This window comes from Burkholderia sp. THE68 (genome assembly GCF_009938265.1).
Taxonomy (GTDB): Bacteria; Pseudomonadota; Gammaproteobacteria; order Burkholderiales; family Burkholderiaceae; genus Caballeronia.
Genome location: NZ_AP022315.1, coordinates 157,357 through 177,102, shown reverse-complemented (window position 1 = coordinate 177,102; position 19,746 = coordinate 157,357). Strand labels below are relative to the sequence as shown.

Here is a 19,746-nt window from a genome sequence, read left to right as displayed (position 1 = left end):
CTCCGCCGTTTGCGGGAGAGCAATCCGAGGTTTCACATGTCCCAAGCCACGCAAGACACATCCACGCGCGCCAAGAGCCCGCTGCGCTATATCGTGATGGCGCTCGTCGCGGGCGTGATCGCCTGTACCGGGTATTTCGCCTTCGGCGGCCAGCAGAAAGTGCCGGACGCGACCTTCACGCTGCTGTCGGGACAGAAGATTTCCACGTCCGGCGATCTGAAAGGCAAGGTCTATCTCGTCAACTTCTGGGCGACGAGCTGCGAGACCTGCATGAAGGAAATGCCGCAGATGATCGACACGTACAACAAGTTCAAGGGCCGCGGCCTGGAATTCGTCGCGGTCGCGATGAACTACGACGCGCCGATGTACGTCAGCAATTACGCGCAGACGCGCAACCTGCCCTTCAAGGTCGCGATGGACGACGGCAGCGCGGCGAAGCAGTTCGGCAACGTGCAACTGACGCCGACGACCTTCGTCATCGACAAGAACGGGAAGATTTTGAAGCGCTATGTCGGCGAGCCGACGTTCGCGGAACTGGACCAACTGCTCGACAAGGCGCTCGGTTCGGCCTGAGCGCTTTCGACACCGACACGAAGCCCGCTGGCGACAACCAGCGGGCTTTTTTATCGCTCGGACGAATCGCCCTTCACGACGATTCCATAGCGCTTGATCTTCTCGTACAGCGTCGCCTTGCCGAGTTGCAGCCGATCCGCCGCCACCGCGACCGCGCCGCCGCACTGCTCCAGCGCTTCTGAAATCACCGCGCGCTCGAATAGCTCGGTGCGCTCCTTGAGCGATTGCGTCGAGGTATCGAGCGACGCGGCGCCGCCGTCATCGACGATGCCGAGCACCATGCGGTCCGCCGCGTTGCGCAGTTCGCGCACATTGCCGGGCCAGTCGCGCTGCATCAGTTCGGCGCGCTGTCGATCCGTGATGAGCGGCGCGGGCCGCTCGTAGCGCACGGCGGCATCGAGCAGAAAGTGCTCGAAGAGCGGCACGACGTCTTCGCGACGCTCGTTGAGCGGCGGCAGCGTGATCGTCACCACGTTCAGCCGGTACAACAAATCGCGACGGAACGTGCCATCGGCGACGTGCTCGTTCATGTCGCCCTTGGCGGCCGCGACGACGCGCAGATTCGCGCGCACCGGCTGATTCGAGCCGAGCCGCTCCAGCACGCCGTCCTGAAGCACGCGCAGCAGTTTCACCTGAAGCGAGAGCGGCATGCTTTCGATTTCATCGAGAAAGAGCGTGCCGCCCGACGCGTGCTCCAGCTTGCCGACGCGCCGTTTCTGCGCGCCGGTGAACGCGCCGGCCTCGTAGCCGAACATCTCCGATTCGAACATCTGCTCCGGCAGCGCGCCGCAATTCACCGCGATGAACGGCTTGTCGCGACGCGGCGACATTTCATGCAGGCTACGCGCGATCAGCTCCTTGCCCGCGCCGGTATCACCGTTGATGAGCACGGAGGCATCCGTCGGCGCGATGTTCGCGATCAGCCGGCGCACCTGTTCGATCGCCGGACTGCGCCCGATGATGCGGCTTTGTCCCGCCAGTTCGCGCCGCAGCGCCTGATTTTCGAGCACCAGCGATCTGCGCTCCAGCGCGCGACGCACCGCTTCGATCAGCCGCTCGGACGCGAACGGCTTCTCGATGAAGTCATACGCGCCATCGCGCATCGCCTGCACGGCCATGGAGATGTCGCCGTGGCCGGTGACGAGAATCACCGGCACTTCCGGCGCGCGCTCGCGGCATTGCGCGAGCAGATCGAGACCGCTCGCGCCGGGCAGGCGGATATCGCTCACGATCACGCCGGGAAAACTCGCGTCGATCGCGCGCGCGGCCGATTCGACGCTGCCGTGGCCGGTCACGTCGAAACCCGCGAGCTGCAGGCTCTGCACGCTCGCCCGGCGCACGAGTTCGTCGTCTTCGATAAAGATCACCTGCAAACCGGTGGTCATGTCTTGCCTCTGCAAAGTGTTACGCACGGCGCAGCGTCAATACGAATTCTGCGCCGTACGAGCCGTCCGCGTCGGCTTGCGTGCCGCCTTCGGGGCCGTCCGCGACGATCGGCGCGACGCGATTGCGCGCGCTGAGCGCGCCGCCGTAATCACGCGCTATCGCCGATGAAATCGCGAGCCCTAGCCCTAAGCCCTGCCCCATTTCCTTCGTCGTGAAGAACGGTTCGAACAGACGCGGCAGCGCGTCGGCGGGAATGCCGGGGCCGTTGTCGCGCACGATGATCTCGATCGCGTTCTCGCGCGCTTCCAGTTCAACGACAATGCGCGGCCTGTCGCAGGAGGCGACCGCATCGAGCGCATTGCCGATCAGGTTGATGAACACCTGTTCGAGCCGCAGATCCTCGCAGCGCACGAACACGGGCGCGCTGCCCTCCGCGAGTTCGGGCGCGACCCCGATCGCGACGTTCTTCATGCGCGGACGCAGCATCGAGAACACCTGGCGCAGCGCCCGCGCGACGTCCGCGCGCGCGTTCTTCGGCCGCGCTTTCGTGACGAACAGCTTCAACTGGTTCGTGATGTTGCCCATGCGCTCGGTCAGCGACGCGATCGCTTCGAGATTCTCGCGCGCCGCCGCCTGATCGCCGCGGTCGATCAGCACACGCGTGTTGTCGGAAAAGCTGCGCAGCGCGGCCAGCGGCTGATTCAGTTCGTGTGTGATGCCCGCCGCCATTTGGCCGAGCGCGGCGAGTTTGCTCGCCTGGATGAGTTCGTCGTGCGCGGCGCGCAAATCCTGCTCCGCGCGCGTGCGCTCGTTCACTTCCTTCGTGAGCTGCGCGTTCGCTTCCGACAGATCCGCCGTGCGCTCCGCGACCCGCTGATTCAGTTCGGCATACGCCGTCTGCAACAACTCACGGCTGCGAATCATCTCGCGCACGCGCGCGCGGCGCATGCGCCAGTAGAACGCGAGCAGACACAGCGACACGAACACGAGCGCCGTGACGATGACCGCATTCTGCGCGGCGCTCTCGACGGGATCGAGCGCCGCCATGGTAATCAGTTGCCAGTCGGGCTCGCCGATCGAACGGTATGTCGCGAGATACGCCGGCGCATGACGTCCGTTGCCGCCGCCGCCGACGCGCACGATCTGCGCGCCGCCTTCGAGCGCCTTCACGATGGTCATCGGCAGCGGCGTGATCGCTTGCTGCGCGTACTGGCGTGTCGCGTAGACGGACGCCTCGATGTTCTGCGGCAGCGGCCGCACCGTGTGATATTTCCACGCCGGCAGCGACGAGAGAAAGATCACGCCGTGGTCGTCGGTGACGATGAGCGGCTCGGACGCATCGGCGCCTTGCAGCCATTCGAGATTGAGCTTCACCACCGCCACGCCGATGATCTCGCGCGTTCCTTCGCGAAAGACAGGCTGCGAGATGTAATAGCCCGGTTCCGTCGAGATCGTGCCGATGCCGAAGAACCGGCCGACGCCGCCTTTCATCGCGTCGATGAAATACGGCCGGAAGTTATAGTCCACGCCGACGAAGCTGTCCGTGGCGTTCCAGTTGCTCGCGGCGACGCTGATTCCGTTCGCGCGGATCAGGTACGTGACGGTCGCGTGGGCGCGCGCGTTGAGATCTTCGAGATAGCGATTCGCGCGTTCGACGTTGGACGGGTCGGGATGATCGAGCGCGTTCTGCACGACAGGATGCCGCGACAGCAGATACGGCAGATATTCGTAGCGGTCGAGCGTGCTCTTGAGCGTGTTGGTCGTGCGATCGACGCGCGCGGCGGCGTTGAGCCGGAGTTCGTCGATGCCGCTTTGCCACGCGACATGCCACGTGAGCGCGCAGCACGCCACGAGCGCGGCGAACAGCGCGAAGAACACGAGGATACGGCGCGTCACGTGAGCAGATTCCCGCGGTTGAGGATCTGTCATTGTGGCATACGCGCCTTCGGGATACGGCCCGCCGGACGCCACGGACACCACCGACGACTGCGGCGAAGCACTCGCAGACTGAGGCTTCGCCGCTTGCATGATCGCGTGTCCGGATGCCGAACGCGTTTAGACCGACTTCGCTTCTTCGGTATCGGTCACGTCGACATCGCGCGACAACGCCGCTTTCAGCTTGCTGCGATCCAGCTCCTTCTCCCACGCCGACACGACGACCGTCGCCACGCCGTTGCCGACGATGTTCGTCAGCGCGCGGCATTCCGACATGAAGCGGTCGATGCCGAGAATCAGCACCATGCCCGCGAGCGGAATCGTCGGCACGACGGCCAGCGTCGCCGCCAGCGTGATGAAGCCCGCGCCCGTCACCCCGCTCGCGCCCTTCGACGTGAGCATGGTCACCGCGAGCAGCGTCAGCTGCTGGCCCCACGTGAGATCGGTGTTGGTCGCCTGCGCGATGAAGAGCACGGCCATCGTCATGTAGATGTTGGTGCCGTCGAGATTGAACGAGTAGCCGGTCGGCACGACGAGACCCACGACCGAGCGCGAGCAGCCGAGCTTTTCGAGCTTGAGCATCAGTTGCGGCAGCGCGGCTTCCGACGAGCTCGTGCCGAGCACGATCAGCATCTCTTCCTTGATGTACGCGACGAATTTCAGGATCGAGAAGCCGACCATGCGCGCGATCGCGCCGAGCACGAAGACGACGAAGATGATCGAGGTCAGATAGAACGTGCCGATGAGCTTGAGCATCGGCAGCAGCGAGCCGATGCCGTACTTGCCGATGGTGAACGCCATCGCGCCGAACGCGCCGATCGGGGCGAGCTTGGTGATGATGCCGACCATGCCGAACAGGATGCTCGACAGACCTTCGATGAACGTCGTCACGACCTTGCCGCGCTCGCCGATATGCGCGAGCACCGAGCCGAACAGCAGCGCGATCAGCAGGATCTGCAGGATTTCACCTTGCGCGAACGCCGAAACCAGCGTGTCCGGGATCAGGTGCAGGAAGAAGTCGACCGTGCTCTGGCCGTGCGCCTTGGTCGCGAACGAGTCGACGGCCTTGTGGTCGAGCGTGGCCGGATCGACGTTGAAGCCGACGCCGGGCCGCAGGATGTGCGTCGCGGCGAGGCCGAGGATCAGCGCGAACGTCGATACGACTTCGAAGTAAAGCAGCGCCTTGCCGCCGACGCGTCCGACCTTCTTCATGTCCTCCATCCCGGCGATGCCGGTCACGACGGTACAGAAGATGATTGGCCCGATCACCATCTTGATGAGCTTGATGAACCCGTCGCCGAGCGGCTTCATGTCCGCGGCGAGAGCCGGATAGAAGTGCCCGAGCGCGATGCCGATGATGATGGCCACGATCACCTGCACGTACAGGACTTTATAAAGAGGTTTTTTCACGATGGTTCCAGACAGTAACAAGCGGTTGGCGGAAGGTCAGCCAGCGGCGAGCCTTGGCGCGCGGGAGCGTTTCTGCCGTGCACGGTGAGTCTGTGGGACGCGCACGCCGAATCGCGCCGCGAAAGCGTTAGCCGCTTCGTCGACGGATTCAGGGACGTTTGGATGCGAGAGGGGTCATCGGTTTGTCTCCTTGAATATTATGGGCGGCTCGCGGGCCGTGCCGTTTATAGTGCAAGGGTGATGCCAGCTTGAGATCTTTTTAAGTCTCTGATTTGGCGAGGTATTTTTTGATGCGCGGGTAGGCGGAATCTGAGTTTCCGGAAATCTGGAATGGGGGTGTCTGGTGTTCTGGACGGAAACCTGAACTCGCAAACAGATCAACGTGCGGTCTTGGCGCGATTGCCCAGTTGTCTCTCGACATCTTCAATCTCGCGCAGATCCGCTTCGTCTGCGTCTTTCGCTTCCGCCGTGCGGCGGGACGCGTCGAATTTCTCATACAATTCCGCGATGATGGTGCTCATCGAGGCCTGACTCATCCGGCCGTTGTCGCGAAGAAGTGGCTGCTCATTGAACGTCATGAAGCTATCCACATAGGCTCGCCAATCGTGCATGCGGAGATTCTGTCGCTGCTGCGCGCGAAGATCAGCGAAGTCGAGAAACAGAGTGACAATGCGATTAAGGTCGCGCAACTCGTCGCCCTTCAAGTAGTTTTTTGCAACCGTCACATCGCCCTTTCGTACTCGCCCCCCATTCCATGAAGTCAGCCCCATGTTTGGTTGAGCGAGGTCGGCACGCTCTACGATCAACTCGGCTGCCGTATGACCGGTGACCGCGAAGAACATCTTGTTCTGGACTTCGGCGAAGAAAAGGCTGGTAGCTTGGGCATCGTCACTGTAGTCGATGGACAGCGCGAACAGGTCGCGCACCTTCTGATAGAACCGCTTCTCCGACGACCGAATGTCGCGAATACGCTCAAGCAGTTCGTCAAAGTAGTCCCATTGACCGGAACCTTTCAGGCGCTCGTCGTCGATTACGAAGCCTTTTACGAGGTATTCGCGCAGGTTCGTCGTCGCCCACTGACGAAACTGGGTGCCGCGGGGAGATTTCACTCGGTAACCGACCGCCAGAATCATTTCGAGGCTGTACAGCAACGTACGGTAGCTTTTGCCATCGGTGGCAGTTGTCAAGTCTTTCTTGACAACTGAATCAGCACGAAGCTCGGCTTCCTCCAGCACATTGCGAACATGCAAGCTTATGTTTTGCTTGGTGGTCTGGAATAGTTCTGCCAACTCGCCTTGCGTCAGCCAGACACTTCCATCCTTCGCTCTCAAGGAAAATTTCGCGCTTCCGTCCTCGGTTGCGTACAGCACGAGTTCAGAGTGCATTTCTTGCGCGCTCATCGTATGGCCCTATGAAAAACAGCATCTCATCATCTCTGCAAGACCACGTTGAAATCAACACGAATTGGACGAGATAGCCATCCGTCAAAATCGAAAGCCCAACAAAAAACCCACGGTCGCCCGTGGGTTTTTCCGAGAAGCAGAGCCAGCGCAAAACCGCTCAAACCACGCCCGCCCCATGCGCCTGCAGATCCGCGTGATAGCTCGACCGCACCATCGCGCCGACCGCCGCATGCGTGAAGCCCATCTTGTACGCCTCTTCCTCGTACATCTTGAACGTATCCGGATGCACATAAGCGCGCACCGGCAGATGGTGCTCCGACGGCTGCAGATACTGACCGATCGTCAGCATGTCCACGTCGTGCGCGCGCAGATCGCGCATCACCTGCAGGATTTCCTCTTCCGTTTCGCCGAGACCGACCATCAGGCCCGATTTCGTCGCGACTTCCGGATGCAGTGCCTTGAAGTCCTTCAGCAACTTCAGTGAATGGTGGTAATCCGAACCCGGACGCGCTTCCTTGTAGAGACGCGGCACCGTTTCCAGATTGTGGTTCATCACATCGGGCGGAGCGGCGGTCAGGATGCCGATCGCGCGATCCAGCCGGCCGCGGAAGTCCGGCGTCAGGATCTCGATGCGCGTTTCCGGCGAATGCTCGCGAACGTGACGGATGCACTCGACGAAGTGCGCCGCGCCGCCATCGCGCAGATCGTCGCGGTCCACCGACGTGATCACCACATACTTCAGCTTCAGCGCGCCGATCGTGCGCGCGAGATTCAGCGGCTCTTCCGTATCGAGCGGATCGGGGCGGCCGTGGCCGACGTCGCAGAACGGGCAGCGGCGCGTGCACTTGTCGCCCATGATCATGAACGTCGCGGTGCCCTTGCCGAAACATTCGCCGATGTTCGGACAGCTCGCTTCCTCGCAGACCGTATGCAGATTGTGCTCGCGCAGGATCTGCTTGATCTCGTTGAAGCGCGAGTTGCCCGTCGCCGTGCGTACGCGGATCCATTCCGGCTTCTTCAGCTTCTCGATCGGGATGACCTTGATCGGAATGCGCGACGTCTTCGCTTGTGCCTTCTGCTTGGCAGTGGCGTCGTAAGCGGTGGGCGACGAAGCAGAAGCGGCGGGTTCGCCAGCCAGGTTTGCGGTTGCGTCAGTCATTCGGTCGATCCGGTTGTTGCAGCGGCAATTGCGGGGAGGCCGCCGATTTGAAGTGCCAGCCGTTCGGCCAGCACGAGAGCTACGTCGCGCCAGTCGGCTGCGACGCCGAGCGTCGCCATGTCGACTGTTTCGAGCCCCGCGTAGCCGCACGGGTTGATGGCGAGGAACGGCTGCAGGTCCATGTTCACATTCAGGCTCACGCCGTGATAGCTGCAGCCGTTGCGAATCTTGAGTCCGAGCGCGGCGATCTTCGCGCCCTGATGCAATTCGTGCAAACGAACGTTCGCGCCGCGATCCGCCTGCCGCGCGGACGGTCCGGCGACATAGATGCCGGGCGCGCCAGGCTTGCGGTCGGTCGCGAGATTATACGTCGCAAGGGTTTCGATCACGGCCTCTTCGATGCGGCGCACCAGCTCGCGCACCATCAGCTTGCGCCTACGCAAATCGATCAGAAGATAAGCGACGATCTGCCCCGGCCCGTGATACGTGATCTGCCCGCCTCGATCTACCTTGACGAGCGGAATGCCGCTCCCGGCGAGCAGCAAATGGGCGGGATCGCCCGCGAGGCCCAGCGTGAAGACGGGCGGATGCTCGACGAGCCAGATTTCGTCCTGCGTCTCGGGCGTGCGGGCGTCGGTGAAGGCGCGCATCGCGTCGAAGCTCTGGCCGTACGGCTCGCGGCCGCGCCAGCGCAACGCGACCGGAAACTCACCGGAACTGAGCACGGTGTCGGATGCGTCGTGGATTGCCTGTGGGACGGCGAGCGGTGTGGCGGACATGGTGCCGGTAGTTTACCGAAATCGACCCATGCCCGCCGATGGTGAATTTGCATGCCTTCGATGGCAAATTCGAATAGTTGAAGTCAGACCACGCGCCATCCGGAGCGAAAACGCTGAGCAAGGCGCTCGATGCCCGTCGAAAGCCAGTGCATCGCGCGTTCGTCGCAGCGCGGCAGGATCGTGAAGACGACATAGGCCGGCCGGTCGCCCTCGACGGACAGCCAGAGCCGCTCACGCTCGCGCAGCTTGAGCTTGTCGCCGGGAACGAGCCAGTAATCCTCGATGTCGTTGCTGCGCGTCGCCCAGACCGGGTTGCCGTGAACCATCAGGCGCGTGCCGCGCGCGATTCGCATCGGCACGGTTTCGCCGGGCTTGATTTCGAACGTGACGCTTGTTGATATTTCTCGCATGATCCACTCCGCCAAAGGAACGTTTCGATGACTACAATCCTAGGCGTGGCAAGGCATCTGGCAAAACGATCAATTTTCATCGCTATGTGAGCTGTATTGACAACGACAACGCCGACAATCCACATGGACCTCCGACAACTTCCCGCCCTGAATGCGTTGCGCGCCTTCGAGGCCGCCGCCCGTCACGAGAGCTTTTCCCGCGCCGCCGACGAACTTTTCGTCACGCACGGCGCGGTCAGTCATCAGATTCGCGCGCTGGAGGCCGAGCTCGGCGTGTCGCTGTTCGCGCGCGACGGCAAACGCGTGCGCCTCACCGATCGCGGCAGGCAGTACGCGGCGGAAGTGCGCGCGGCGCTCGTCGCGCTGGCGGAATCGACGCGCCGCATCCGTTCCGGCGACCGCGACCGGCGGCTGATCGTGTCGATGCTGTCGTCGTTTTCGGCGCGCTGGCTGACGACGCGCGTCGGCAGGTTTATCGAAAAGCATCCGGAAATCGATCTCGAATTGCTGTCGACGAACGCGCTCACCGACTTCAACCGCGACGACGTGGATGTCGCGATCCGCTTCGGTTTTGGCAAGTACGCGGGCCTGCACTCGGAGGAATTGCTCGACGAGGTGTTCTTCCCCGCGTGCGCGCCGAATTTTCGCGGCGGCGAGTTGCCACGGACACCGCGCGATCTGGCGAATCTGCCGCTCTTGCGCTCGGAAGATGAACGTTGGCGCCCGTGGTTCGACGCGGCCGGACTCACCGACATCGAGGAACCCAGGCGCGGCGTTCTGTATGAGGATTCGTCGAATCTGCTGCAGGCGGCCATCGATGGTCAGGGCATCGCGCTCGTGCGCCGCTCGCTCTCGATGCAGGAAATCGGTGCGGGACGGCTCGTGCGGCTGTTCAATATCGACGGCCCGAGTCCGTGGAAGTACTACTTCGTGTGCCCCACAGCGCTGCTTCAGACCAAGCGCGTGCAGGCTTTCAGGGAATGGGTCTTCGAGGAAGCCGAGCAGTTCAGGTTGCTCTACGAGCGCACGCCGGCGGTGTGCGATGCGCCCGCGGGCAAGCTCAGAGCACTACCTTGACCATCGGATGGCCGGTGAGCGCGCGATAGATATCGTCGAGATGCGCGCGATTCTGCGCGCGCACGGTACACGTGAGGCCCGTGTAGTTGCCGCCGGACGACGGCCGGGTTTCGACGCGCGATGCGTCGAAATCCTTGTCGAAGGCCTTGAGCACGTCGACGATCGTGTCGTGAAATTCCGGATGCGACTTGCCCATCACCTTGATCGGGAAATCACAGGGAAAGTCGAACAGTTCGTCGGCGCTGTGAGCGGCGGAATCGGTCGGATCGGTGGGTTGCGGCTTGTCGGACATGGCTTTCTCCTTCACTTCGCGCGTCATCGGGCGCGCGCGGCCTGTTGCGCGAATTCACGCGCCTTGGCCCGCTGGTAGGCTTCGTACAGTGCAGCATAGACCGGACCGGGGGCGCCGTCGCCGACGCTTTTTCCGTCGAGCGTCGTGATCGGCATGACTTCCTTGGTCGCGGAGCTGATCATGATTTCGTCGGCCGAACGCAATTCGGCTTCGGTGATGTCGCGTTCCTCGAACGCAATGCCCGCTTCGCGAGCCAGTTCCTCGATGAGCCCGTAGCGGATGCCTTCCAGAATGCGCGGTCCGCGCGGCGCGCCCAGCAGCGTGCCGCCCTTCACAACCCACACGTTCGAGGACGAACCTTCGGTCAGCAAGCCGTCGCGCAACTGGATGGTTTCGAGCGCGTCGTTTTCGGCGGCGTGCTGCGCCATCAGCACGTTGCCGAGCAGCGACACCGATTTGATGTCGCAATGCAGCCAGCGCTTGTCTTCGGCGGTCACGGCCACCGCGCCGCGCGCGCGATCCGCCACGCTCGGAAACACGAGCTGGCCGAGCATGAGGAACACGGTCGGCGTGATGCCCGCCGGAAACGCATGCCCGCGCCGCTTCGCGACGCCGCGCGTCACCTGAATGTAGACGAGCGCGTCGCCGTTGCCGGCGTTTTCCTGAATCACGCGGTCGATCAGCGCGCGCCAGCCGGCTTCGTCGAACGGATTGTCGATGCGGATCTTGCCGAGACTGCGATTGAGCCGCGCGAGATGCTGCTGCAGGCGAAACGGCAGGCGCGCGCCATCGGCTTGCGCGTAGAGCGGCACGACTTCATACACGCCGTCGCCGAAGATAAACCCGCGGTCGAGCACGGGAATGCGCGCTTCGGAAAGCGGTCCCCACTCGCCGTTCAGGTAGACCGTCGGATCGAAAACTTCGGCTTGACTCATCGCAACCGCTCCTTTTCAGACACTCGAATTACTTGCGCTTTTGCCACCACAACAGGGCCGAATCCCACAGGCGGCCGAAGATACCGGCTTCCGGCACGTCCTGCAGCGCGACGAGCGGGAACTGCGCGACTTCCTTGCCGTCCGCCATCATCTTGACGGTGCCGATCTGCTGGCCCTTCTTGATCGGCGCGACGAGCAGGTCGCTGTGCGTGACGGTCGGCTTGACCTTCTCGCCCAGGCCCTTCGGCACGGTGATGTACTGGTCGGTCGTGACGCCCGCCTGCACGCTGTCGGCCGTGCCCTTGTACACGCGCGGCGAATCGACCACCTGATCCGCCTTGTACAGGCGCAGCGCGTCGTACGCGGTGTAGCCGTAGTTCAGCATCTTCAGGCTGTCCTGCACGCGATTGTGCTCTTTCGGCTCGCCCATCATCACGGCAACGAGACGGCGTTTCGCGTCCGGCATGCCGGCGAGCGGACGCTGCGCGGTGGCGATCAGGCAGTAGCCCGCGGCCTTGGTGTGGCCGGTCTTGAGACCATCGACGGTCGGATCGAGCCACAGCAGGCGGTTGCGGTTCGGCTGCTTGATCTTGTTGTACGTGAAATCCTTCACCGAGAAGATGCTGTAGTACTCGGGGAAGTCGCGGATCAGCCGCGTGGACAGCACGGCGAGATCGCCGGCGGTCGTGTAATGCTGCGGATCGGGCATGCCGTTCACATCGGCGAAATTCGTGTGCTTCATGCCGATACGCTTCGCCGCCGCGTTCATCAGCGTCACGAAGTTGCCCTCGCTGCCGCCGACGAGCTCCGCGAGCGCGATGGCCGCGTCGTTGCCCGACTGCACGATCATGCCGTACACGAGATCGTGGACGGTCACCGGCTTGTTCGCCTCGATGAACATGCGCGACTCGTCGGTGCGTACGCGGCGCACGGCCTCGCTCGGCATGACGGTCTGATCCATGTTGATCTTCTTCGACTTCAGCGCGTCGAAGACGAGATACGCGGTCATCAGCTTGGTGAGCGACGCCGGTTCTACGCGCTCATCGGGATTGCCGGACGCGAGCACCTGATTGCTGGTGGCGTCGACGAGCACCCACGAACGCGCGGTCACGTCGGGCGGCGGAACCTGAGCGAAAGCGCTTGCTGCCGCCAGCACGGCGGGCAGAACGAAAGCGGCTTTGGCGGAAACGGAAACAGAAGGAAGAGACAGGCCGGAAGGGACAAAGCGCATAGGATCGATCGGCGGAAAAAGCAGGCTGCGACGACGGCGATCAGGGATCGGCAGATCGGCGGAGCACGGGTTGAACGGGCAGACCGTCGCTGCTGGTCGGGCTTTTCGCCATGACAGCGGCGCGCGCGGCGCCGCGGCAAAAAGCGCTCGTTCGACAGACGGACGCGAAAACGGTTCTCGGAAGCCGGGTTTCGATGACCGCGAGATGCTCGACTACAGCTTCGCGCGGTCTGAAGCAGCAAAAAAATTCTGCGCCATTATACGCGTGGGCCGCGTCCGATTTCCTTTGTATCTGCGTGGTTCACGCCCGTTTTAACGTTTTTCAGGCGACGCTTAGCCGGTTTTACCGATCGATTCGAGAAGCGGCTCAGCGCCACGCGTCGACGATCACGCGCTTGAGAATATGCAGCTTGCGATGGAAGAAGTGCTCGCCGCCCGGAATCACGACCACAGGCAATTCCTGCGGCCGCGCCCAGTCGTACACGGATTGAATCGGCACGGTCTCGTCCACTTCGCCGTGGATCACGAGCGTGGTGTCGGGCACGGGCGCGACTTCCCAGCGGCTCGCCGCCGTGCCGACGAACACGATGCGCTCGATGTCCTTGCCCGCATCAAGCATGCGCTTCGCGACGTGCGACAGCACGAAGGTGCCAAACGAAAAGCCCGCGAGCACGATCGGCACGTCGGCCTGGCCGGGTTGCGCGCGCATGTGGTCGATCAGCGCGAGCAGGTCGTCCTGTTCGCCGATGCCGTTGTCATGCTCGCCGCCCGTCTCGCCAACGCCGCGAAAATTCGAGCGGTACGTCACGTAGCCCAGCTGGACCATGGTGCGCGCGAGCGTCTGCGCGACCTTGTTGTCCATCGTGCCGCCGAAGAGCGGATGCGGATGCGCAACGAGCGCGATGCCGCGCGGCGTTGCTTCAGGACGGTCGAGCGCGCATTCGATCTTGCCGACCGGCCCGTCGATCAGGAATTTTTCGGTTTGCGCGTTCATGCCGGTTGATCGATCAGAAGACGTTCGACGATTTTGCCGTTGGCCAGATGCGAATCGACGATTTCGTCGATGTCGGTTTCATCGATATACGTGTACCAGGTGCCTTCCGGATACACGACGACCACCGGCCCGAGCTCGCAGCGGTCGAGACAACCGGCCTTGTTGATGCGCACCTTGCCGTCGCCCGCGAGGCCCAGTTGCTTCACGCGCTTCTTCGCGTGCTCCTGCATGGCCTGCGCGTTGCAGTTCGCGCAGCTCGGGCGCGGCGCGTCGGCGTCGCGCTGATTCAGGCAGAAAAACACGTGGTACTTGTAGAAGGAATCCATGAGCGGGTGCGATGAGAAGTGTCGGTCGATTATAGCGAGCGATGTTCGTGCCCGCCCTCACCCCGCGCCGCTGGCCCGCCTCGCGCGCCGCCGCGCGAGCCACGCGCGCTCCGCCGCCGATGCGAGCCAGCCGAGCGCCGCGTACGGCCACACCCACGCGAGCCAGTGCGCAAGCCCGTTGAAATGCAGATAGCGCCCTTGCCGCCAGTCGGCGAGCACGATGTCGAAATACGGATTCACCGGCAGCAGATTGACGAGCGCGAGCGAGACGACGAGCGCCGCGCCCGCGAGCGCCGCCCGCAAGCCGCGCGGCAGCGACACCGACAGCACGCCCGCCATCGTCGCGAGCGCGATGCCTTCGAGCGCGCCGTCGGTCGCCCAGTCGAAGGTCAGGCCCGCGCGCGATTGCAGAAAGGTCGCGCCCGCTTTCGCGAAGAGTGTGATCGCGATGAGACCGAGCATCAGCCGCATGCGCGGCGCGCGCTTGCGCGTGAGCAGCGTCGCGAGCACGAGCGCCGCGAAAAGCGCCGTCGAGGTGATGAGCGCTTCCCACGCGTCGTCGGGCAAGAGGGCGCCGAGCCGGTCCGGCCAGCTTTCGACGTCCCATGGCGCGGGCGTCCACGCGAGAATCGCGTCCTGCATCGACGGGTCGAGCTCGTCCCACAGCACGCGCGGCAGATCGCCGCCGCCGAACAGATAGGGCGCGGGGAACATCGCCGCGAACGGCCACAGCGCCGACAGTCCGATGACGTACGCCGCATCGCGCTCGAACCACGTGAAGCGGATGCGCCGCAGCACGCCCCGGTCGAGCAGCGCGCTCGTCGCGGGCGCAATCAGCACGCCGCCCAAGAGCGCGCCGAACGCATTGGCGGCGAGATCGAGATTGGAGGCGACGCGCGTCGGCAGATACGTCTGGATCGCCTCCATCGTGCCGGAGAGCAACGCGCCCCCGAAGAGCGCCGCGCACACGGCGAGCGTGCCGCGAAAGCGCGGATACAGCGCGAGCACGATCAGCACGCCGAGCGGCATATAGCCGAGCACGTTGGTGACGACATCGAACGCTGTCAGGTATTGCGGCAGCGGATCGAGGAGGTACGCGAACGGGCTCAGACCCAGCGAACGCCAGCCGAAGAACGGATAGAGCGAGCCATACACGACGAGCGCCGCGTACGCGGCGAGCGCCTGCCGGGAAAACGCCGACGGGCGGCGCTGCCATTGCTTGATCGTCATGAGCCGCCCGGGCGCCTCCTTGCTGGGCGATTGATGAAACTGCCGAAGGTCATCGCGATGCGGTCAGCGGTTGTGCGGCGAGCCACGCGGAAAGTTGCCCGATCACATCGTCCGATGCGGCAGCGAGCGCCCGCGCGCCGCCGGACGCGTCGGCGCTCGCCGCAGGCGCGCTCGCGGTGAAGCTGCGCTGGCCGACCACGCGGCCCTGCTGCGTGAGCGTCGCGCGCACGGATACGAGGCCGTGGCTTTGCTCGGGCGCGTCGAAGACCTGTTCGAAACCCGTCAGCTCGACTTCGAGCAGCGGCACGGCGCGCACCGGATCGGCGCCCGAGAGAATCGGGCCGCGCGCCGCGAGCGCTTCGCGCAGACGCTGCGTCAGGAGTTGCGCGGGCGGCATCGTCCAGTGGCTGTTCGAATAGCTGCCGGTGCGCTGCGCATCGACATAGCTCAGCCGGTACACGAACGCATCGGTTTCGAGATTGCGCGGCGCGCCCACCGCGAGCACCTTCACCGGCGGCGTCGGCAACCCGTTGGCAGCGCTGGTCACAGGCGTCGCGCCGAGGTCGTAATGCGCGTCCGGCATCGCGGTCGAGGTCGACCCGCAGCCCGCGAGCATCGTGACGCAGGCGAGTGCCAACGCCGCGGCCGCTCCTTTCATGTCGATCTTTGCCATGTCGTTCTCTCGATTCGATCAATGCGCGGCTTTCGCGGGCCACGTGAAGCCCGGCTCGCCCGGCCCCGGCTCCTTCTGCGGCGCGCCGAAGAGCACGCTGCGCGGATTGGTGCTGAAGGTGTCGGCGGCGCGATCGACCGAGCGGGCAGCCGCGCTCACGTCGTCGCTGAACGAGTAGAAGCGCGGCAGCGCCTCGAAGCCGACACGCGCGGTCACGAAGCGCAGCGACTCGTTCATGTCGGCGAGCGCCGCGCCCGCGTCTTCCGCGGCCTTGCCCGCCTTGTTCAGATTGGTGAACAACGGGCCGTCCGGACGATTCAGGTTCTGCACGAGTTGATTGGTGGAAGCGAGCGTGGTGTTGATCTGCTTGAGCGTCTGCGGCAACTGCGCCGTGGCGGGCTGGACCTGGCTCGCGAGCGTCGCGATGCCGTCTGCCGCGCCCTGCAGGCTCTTCGTGGTCGCCAGGAGCTGATCGCGCACGTCGTCGGAGAGGAACTTGTCGGCGTCGTCCGCGAGGCGCTCGAACTTGCGCAGGATCACGTCGCCGCGCTGCTGCAACTGCTCGAACAGGCCCGGGCGCATCGGCACTTCGGCGATGTGCTGCGGCGACGACGCCAGCGCTTCCGTGTCCTTGCCCGTGTCGTCGAGCTGCACGAACGCGATGCCCGTCACGCCCTGAAAGCCGAGCGTCGCATAGGTGGAGTGCGTCATGGGCGCGTTTTTATCGACCAGAATGCGGATGCGGATCTGCCCCGGATGCGACTTGTCGAAACTGATCGACTGCACCTTGCCGACGCCCAGGCCGCGATAGCGCACGGCCGCGTCCGTGAACAGCCCGGTGACATTGGTGCGGGCGATCAGATCGTACGGCACGCGCACGGTGCGATCCACGTTGAAGAAGAACACGGCGAACGCGATGGCCAGCACGAGGGCGATCGTGAAAAGCCCAGTCCAGAACGCATGTGATTTGTTTTCCATCGGCGGGTTCCTTTGACTTCCTGGCGGCGTCGGCGGCGCGTCGTGCGGCTATTTGTTGACGGTGATCGGCGCGTCCTCGAGCGCGGCCGGCGGCAGCTTCGCGCGACGCTCGGGCGGCAGGGCCTGCAACGCGCGCCGCCCGCGCCGTCCGAGAAAATACTCGCGGATGAACGGATGGTCCACCGCGCACGCTTCCTCCACGGGCGCGGCGACCAGCACGCGCCGCTCCGCCAGCACGGCGACGCGCGTAGAAAGCGCGACCATCGTATCGAGATCGTGCGTGACCAGCACAACGGTCAGCCCGAGCGCGCGATGCAGTGTCGCGATCAGATCGACGAATTCGTCCGACGCCTTGGGATCGAGACCGGCGGTGGGTTCGTCGAGAAACAGCAGTTCCGGTTCGAGCGCGATCGCCCGCGCGATGCCCACGCGCTTGACCATCCCGCCCGACAGCGCGGACGGCATCTTGCTCGCGTGCTTGCACGACAGCCCGACCATTTCGAGCTTCAGCATCACGAACTCGCGGATCAGATCCTCGGGAATCTTGCCGAGTTCGCGAAACGGCTGCGCGATGTTGTCATATACGGTCAGCGACGAGAACAGCGCGCCCTGCTGGAACATCATGCCGGAGCGCGTGCGCAGCATCTTCGCGGTTTCTTCGTCCATGTTCGCCCATTCCTCGCCGAGCACGCGGATGGTGCCCGAGCTCGGCGATTCCAGCCCGAGCATCTGCCGCACGAGCGTGGTCTTGCCCGAGCCGGAACCGCCCAGGAGCGCGACGATCTCGCCGCGCCGGACGTCCAGATTCAGATGCTCGTGGATCACCGTGCGTCCGTAGCGCTTGGTGAGATCGCGCACTTCGATCACCGGTTCCGCGATGACGGGCGGCGGCTGGTGGCGCACGGCGGTGGCGAGCGTGGTCGACATGGTGGTCAGAGCCCGACGTTCTGGAACAGGATCGCGAACACGGCGTCCGCGAGAATGACGATGGTGATCGACGTGACGACGGAGGTCGTCGTGCCTTCGCCGAGACTCTGCGAATTCGCCTTGATGCGAAAGCCGAAATGACACGCGGCGAGCGCGATCAGCATACCGAACACGACGCCCTTGCCGAGCCCGATCCACAGATTCGCGATCGGCACGACCGACGGCAGCGAGCGAATGAAGAAGTTCATGTCGATGGACAGCACGAGCTTCGCCGCGAGCGCGCCGCCCGTCAACGCGACGATGTTGGTCCACATGACGAGCAGCGGCATCGCGATGCCGAGCGCGATCACGCGCGGCAGCACGAGCCGCAGGCCGTGCGGAATGCCCATGACCTGCATCGCGTCGAGTTCCTCGGTGACGCGCATCACGCCGATCTGCGCGGTGATCGCGGAGCCGGAGCGCCCGGCGACGAGAATCGCGGAGAGCACCGGCCCGAGTTCGCGGATCACGGACAGCCCGAGAATGTTCACGATGTACTGGTTCGCGCCGAACGCCTGCAACTGTTGCGCGGACAGATAGCTCAGCACGATGCCGATCAGGAACGCGACGAGCGCGGTGATCGCGAGCGCCTGCGCGCCGGCGCTATAGATGTTCGCGGAGATTTCCGTCCACGGGATTCGCTGCGGACGCCGAACGAGCCCGAAGAGATCGAGCATGAAGCCGCCGAACAGTGCGAGGCCGCCGTAGAGGTGATCGAAGAACGTGAAGATCAGCTGACCGAGGCGCGTGACCGGATCGACGCGATCGACGGGCTCGGGTTCCTCGCGCTCGGCATCGAGCAGCGCGACGCGCTCGAAGATTTCCCGTTGGGTGTCGGACAGCGCGATGGTCGCGGGCATCTTGCGGCCCCAGACGCGCCAGAGCGCCTGTCCGCCGACGTGATCGAGGCGCTCGACGGACAACAGATCCCACTGGCTGATCGCTTCGCGCCCGATGGCGCGCAGCCGCCGCGTGACGCCGCTTTTCGCGCGGTCGCGGGCGAGCGCGAGCGCGGTCCACTGGCCCGAGAGCCGGACCACCTTGCCCTGCTGACCAGCTTCCACCCGTAGGCGCGGCGGCGTGTCGAAGTCCAAGGATCGATGGCGCGATGAGACGCGGTTAATGGGGAGAGGACATTGTAGCGAAGTGTGTAGCGGGGGCGCGGGGATGGTGGTGCGTGCTGCATCTGGATATCGGCTTATATCCAATGGCTGGATTCCGCAGAGTCACAGGATCGAGAAGACTGAGGTGCATCGCATCCTTGAGCAACATAGCAAATATGCTAACATCTTATGACCACGGTTGGACCATAACGTACTTCGACGAACAACTTCGCGATGAAATTTACGACCTGCCGGCCGGAATTCGCTCGGACTACTGGCGGCTGGTGGATCTCATGAAAATCCACGGTGCGAATTTGCGAATGCCCCATTCAAAATCGATGGGGGAAGGACTGTTCGAACTCCGGCCACACGGTAAGGAAGGCGTGGGCCGCGTCTTTTATTGCATGACCATTGGCAGACGGATCGTCATGCTGCATGCCTTCGTCAAGAAGACCAGGCGAACGCCCGACGATGAACTGCGAATTGCGCGAGAGCGAATGAAGGAGGTGAAAAGAAATGGCTAAAACCCGACTGCAACGCGAACTGGAACGGCGATATGAACCGGTCGCTCACACCGACGAAGACACCCGTCGCATGCTCGCCGACCCGGAATTCAAGGCGGCATATGACGCTCTGGGTCCCAAGTACGAAGCGCTCGATGCGCTGCTTCGCGCGCGCAAGGAAGCAGGTCTGACGCAAGCGCAAGTGGCCAAGCACATGAAGACGACCGCGTCGGCCGTGGCGCGACTCGAAGGCTCGCTGATCAGCGGAAAGCATTCACCTTCGCTCGATACGCTCCACAAATACGCAGCAGCCTGCGGCAAGACACTGCGGATCTCATTCGTGTGACTCGCCGGCAGGTGTAGCTCGCCGAACCCACGGCTAC

The 19,746-nt window shown here is 63.9% G+C and carries 22 protein-coding genes; 5 read left to right on the top strand and 17 right to left on the bottom strand.

What is annotated here, in order from left to right; genetic code table 11:
• Positions 1 to 36 precede the first annotated feature (36 nt).
• Complete coding sequence (locus BTHE68_RS00885; RefSeq protein WP_106856947.1) at positions 37 to 573, top strand: peroxiredoxin family protein; 537 nt, start codon at positions 37 to 39, stop codon at positions 571 to 573.
• 50 nt (positions 574 to 623) lie between these two features.
• Here the strand turns inward: BTHE68_RS00885 and BTHE68_RS00880 are convergent, their stop codons facing one another.
• The 7 genes from BTHE68_RS00880 to BTHE68_RS00850 form a co-directional block, all read right to left on the bottom strand.
• The gene (locus BTHE68_RS00880) at positions 624 to 1,958 is read right to left on the bottom strand and encodes a sigma-54-dependent transcriptional regulator (RefSeq protein ID WP_162064745.1); all 1,335 of its coding nucleotides are present in this window, start codon (positions 1,956 to 1,958) and stop codon (positions 624 to 626) included.
• Between the two features lie 19 nt (positions 1,959 to 1,977).
• Entirely contained in the window at positions 1,978 to 3,987 is a 2,010-nt protein-coding gene (locus tag BTHE68_RS00875; RefSeq protein WP_502710562.1) for a sensor histidine kinase, read from the bottom strand.
• Between the two features lie 27 nt (positions 3,988 to 4,014).
• Complete coding sequence (locus BTHE68_RS00870) at positions 4,015 to 5,304, bottom strand: dicarboxylate/amino acid:cation symporter (protein ID WP_162064743.1); 1,290 nt, start codon at positions 5,302 to 5,304, stop codon at positions 4,015 to 4,017.
• A 377-nt stretch (positions 5,305 to 5,681) separates the two neighbouring features.
• Positions 5,682 to 6,704, bottom strand: a complete 1,023-nt coding sequence (locus tag BTHE68_RS00865) for a virulence RhuM family protein (RefSeq protein ID WP_162064742.1) — start codon at positions 6,702 to 6,704, stop codon at positions 5,682 to 5,684.
• A gap of 160 nt (positions 6,705 to 6,864) precedes the next feature.
• The gene (lipA, locus tag BTHE68_RS00860) at positions 6,865 to 7,866 is read right to left on the bottom strand and encodes a lipoyl synthase (RefSeq protein WP_162064741.1); all 1,002 of its coding nucleotides are present in this window, start codon (positions 7,864 to 7,866) and stop codon (positions 6,865 to 6,867) included.
• The gene (gene lipB, locus BTHE68_RS00855; protein ID WP_162064740.1) at positions 7,863 to 8,645 is read right to left on the bottom strand and encodes a lipoyl(octanoyl) transferase LipB; all 783 of its coding nucleotides are present in this window, start codon (positions 8,643 to 8,645) and stop codon (positions 7,863 to 7,865) included. Before lipB ends, lipA begins: the two co-directional genes overlap by 4 nt.
• Before the next feature lie 83 nt (positions 8,646 to 8,728).
• Complete coding sequence (locus BTHE68_RS00850; protein WP_162064739.1) at positions 8,729 to 9,055, bottom strand: DUF2917 domain-containing protein; 327 nt, start codon at positions 9,053 to 9,055, stop codon at positions 8,729 to 8,731.
• Positions 9,056 to 9,178: 123 nt separating this feature from the next.
• On the opposite strand from BTHE68_RS00850, the gene BTHE68_RS00845 reads away from it, so the two are divergent.
• Positions 9,179 to 10,132: a transcriptional regulator GcvA gene (locus BTHE68_RS00845; protein WP_162064738.1), complete on the top strand. Its 954-nt coding sequence runs from the start codon at positions 9,179 to 9,181 to the stop codon at positions 10,130 to 10,132.
• Here BTHE68_RS00845 and BTHE68_RS00840 read toward each other — a convergent pair.
• Genes BTHE68_RS00840 through BTHE68_RS00830 form a run of 3 tightly spaced genes read right to left on the bottom strand, consistent with a single transcriptional unit; the run spans position 10,116 to position 12,590 of the window.
• Positions 10,116 to 10,424, bottom strand: a complete 309-nt coding sequence (locus BTHE68_RS00840) for a DUF493 family protein (protein ID WP_162064737.1) — start codon at positions 10,422 to 10,424, stop codon at positions 10,116 to 10,118. The two genes, BTHE68_RS00845 and BTHE68_RS00840, sit on opposite strands and share 17 nt — an antisense overlap.
• 23 nt (positions 10,425 to 10,447) lie before the next feature.
• Positions 10,448 to 11,359 (bottom strand): D-amino acid aminotransferase, encoded by a 912-nt coding sequence (locus tag BTHE68_RS00835; protein WP_162064736.1) that lies wholly within the window; start codon positions 11,357 to 11,359, stop codon positions 10,448 to 10,450.
• Between the two features lie 28 nt (positions 11,360 to 11,387).
• Positions 11,388 to 12,590, bottom strand: a complete 1,203-nt coding sequence (locus tag BTHE68_RS00830) for a D-alanyl-D-alanine carboxypeptidase family protein (RefSeq protein WP_162064735.1) — start codon at positions 12,588 to 12,590, stop codon at positions 11,388 to 11,390.
• A 70-nt stretch (positions 12,591 to 12,660) separates the two neighbouring features.
• Between BTHE68_RS00830 and BTHE68_RS00825 the strand changes: the two genes are divergently transcribed.
• Entirely contained in the window at positions 12,661 to 12,906 is a 246-nt protein-coding gene (locus BTHE68_RS00825; protein WP_162064734.1) for a hypothetical protein, read from the top strand.
• Between the two features lie 51 nt (positions 12,907 to 12,957).
• Here BTHE68_RS00825 and BTHE68_RS00820 read toward each other — a convergent pair whose 3' ends face one another.
• Genes BTHE68_RS00820 through BTHE68_RS00790 form a run of 7 tightly spaced genes read right to left on the bottom strand, consistent with a single transcriptional unit; the run spans position 12,958 to position 18,851 of the window.
• Positions 12,958 to 13,584 (bottom strand): alpha/beta hydrolase, encoded by a 627-nt coding sequence (locus BTHE68_RS00820; protein ID WP_162064733.1) that lies wholly within the window; start codon positions 13,582 to 13,584, stop codon positions 12,958 to 12,960.
• The gene (locus BTHE68_RS00815) at positions 13,581 to 13,910 is read right to left on the bottom strand and encodes a (2Fe-2S) ferredoxin domain-containing protein (RefSeq protein ID WP_162064732.1); all 330 of its coding nucleotides are present in this window, start codon (positions 13,908 to 13,910) and stop codon (positions 13,581 to 13,583) included. The genes BTHE68_RS00820 and BTHE68_RS00815 overlap by 4 nt, the downstream gene beginning before the upstream one ends.
• 57 nt (positions 13,911 to 13,967) lie before the next feature.
• Positions 13,968 to 15,140, bottom strand: coding sequence for a VanZ family protein (locus BTHE68_RS00810; RefSeq protein ID WP_162064731.1), 1,173 nt, complete (start codon positions 15,138 to 15,140; stop codon positions 13,968 to 13,970).
• 49 nt (positions 15,141 to 15,189) lie between these two features.
• Positions 15,190 to 15,813 carry an ABC-type transport auxiliary lipoprotein family protein gene (locus tag BTHE68_RS00805; protein WP_162064730.1) on the bottom strand — a complete coding sequence of 208 codons (624 nt, stop codon included), beginning with the start codon at positions 15,811 to 15,813 and terminating at the stop codon, positions 15,190 to 15,192.
• 18 nt (positions 15,814 to 15,831) lie between these two features.
• On the bottom strand, positions 15,832 to 16,791 hold the full coding sequence (locus tag BTHE68_RS00800; RefSeq protein ID WP_162064729.1) for an MlaD family protein: 960 nt from the start codon (positions 16,789 to 16,791) through the stop codon (positions 15,832 to 15,834).
• A 48-nt stretch (positions 16,792 to 16,839) separates the two neighbouring features.
• Positions 16,840 to 17,718: an ABC transporter ATP-binding protein gene (locus tag BTHE68_RS00795; RefSeq protein ID WP_162064728.1), complete on the bottom strand. Its 879-nt coding sequence runs from the start codon at positions 17,716 to 17,718 to the stop codon at positions 16,840 to 16,842.
• Positions 17,719 to 17,723: 5 nt separating this feature from the next.
• On the bottom strand, positions 17,724 to 18,851 hold the full coding sequence (locus BTHE68_RS00790) for an MlaE family ABC transporter permease (RefSeq protein WP_162064727.1): 1,128 nt from the start codon (positions 18,849 to 18,851) through the stop codon (positions 17,724 to 17,726).
• Positions 18,852 to 19,018: 167 nt separating this feature from the next.
• Here BTHE68_RS00790 and BTHE68_RS00785 point away from each other — a divergent pair, with 167 nt between their 5' ends.
• Positions 19,019 to 19,384 (top strand): type II toxin-antitoxin system RelE/ParE family toxin, encoded by a 366-nt coding sequence (locus BTHE68_RS00785; RefSeq protein WP_502710561.1) that lies wholly within the window; start codon positions 19,019 to 19,021, stop codon positions 19,382 to 19,384.
• Positions 19,377 to 19,709: a helix-turn-helix domain-containing protein gene (locus tag BTHE68_RS00780; protein ID WP_162064726.1), complete on the top strand. Its 333-nt coding sequence runs from the start codon at positions 19,377 to 19,379 to the stop codon at positions 19,707 to 19,709. Before BTHE68_RS00785 ends, BTHE68_RS00780 begins: the two co-directional genes overlap by 8 nt.
• Positions 19,710 to 19,746 lie beyond the last annotated feature (37 nt).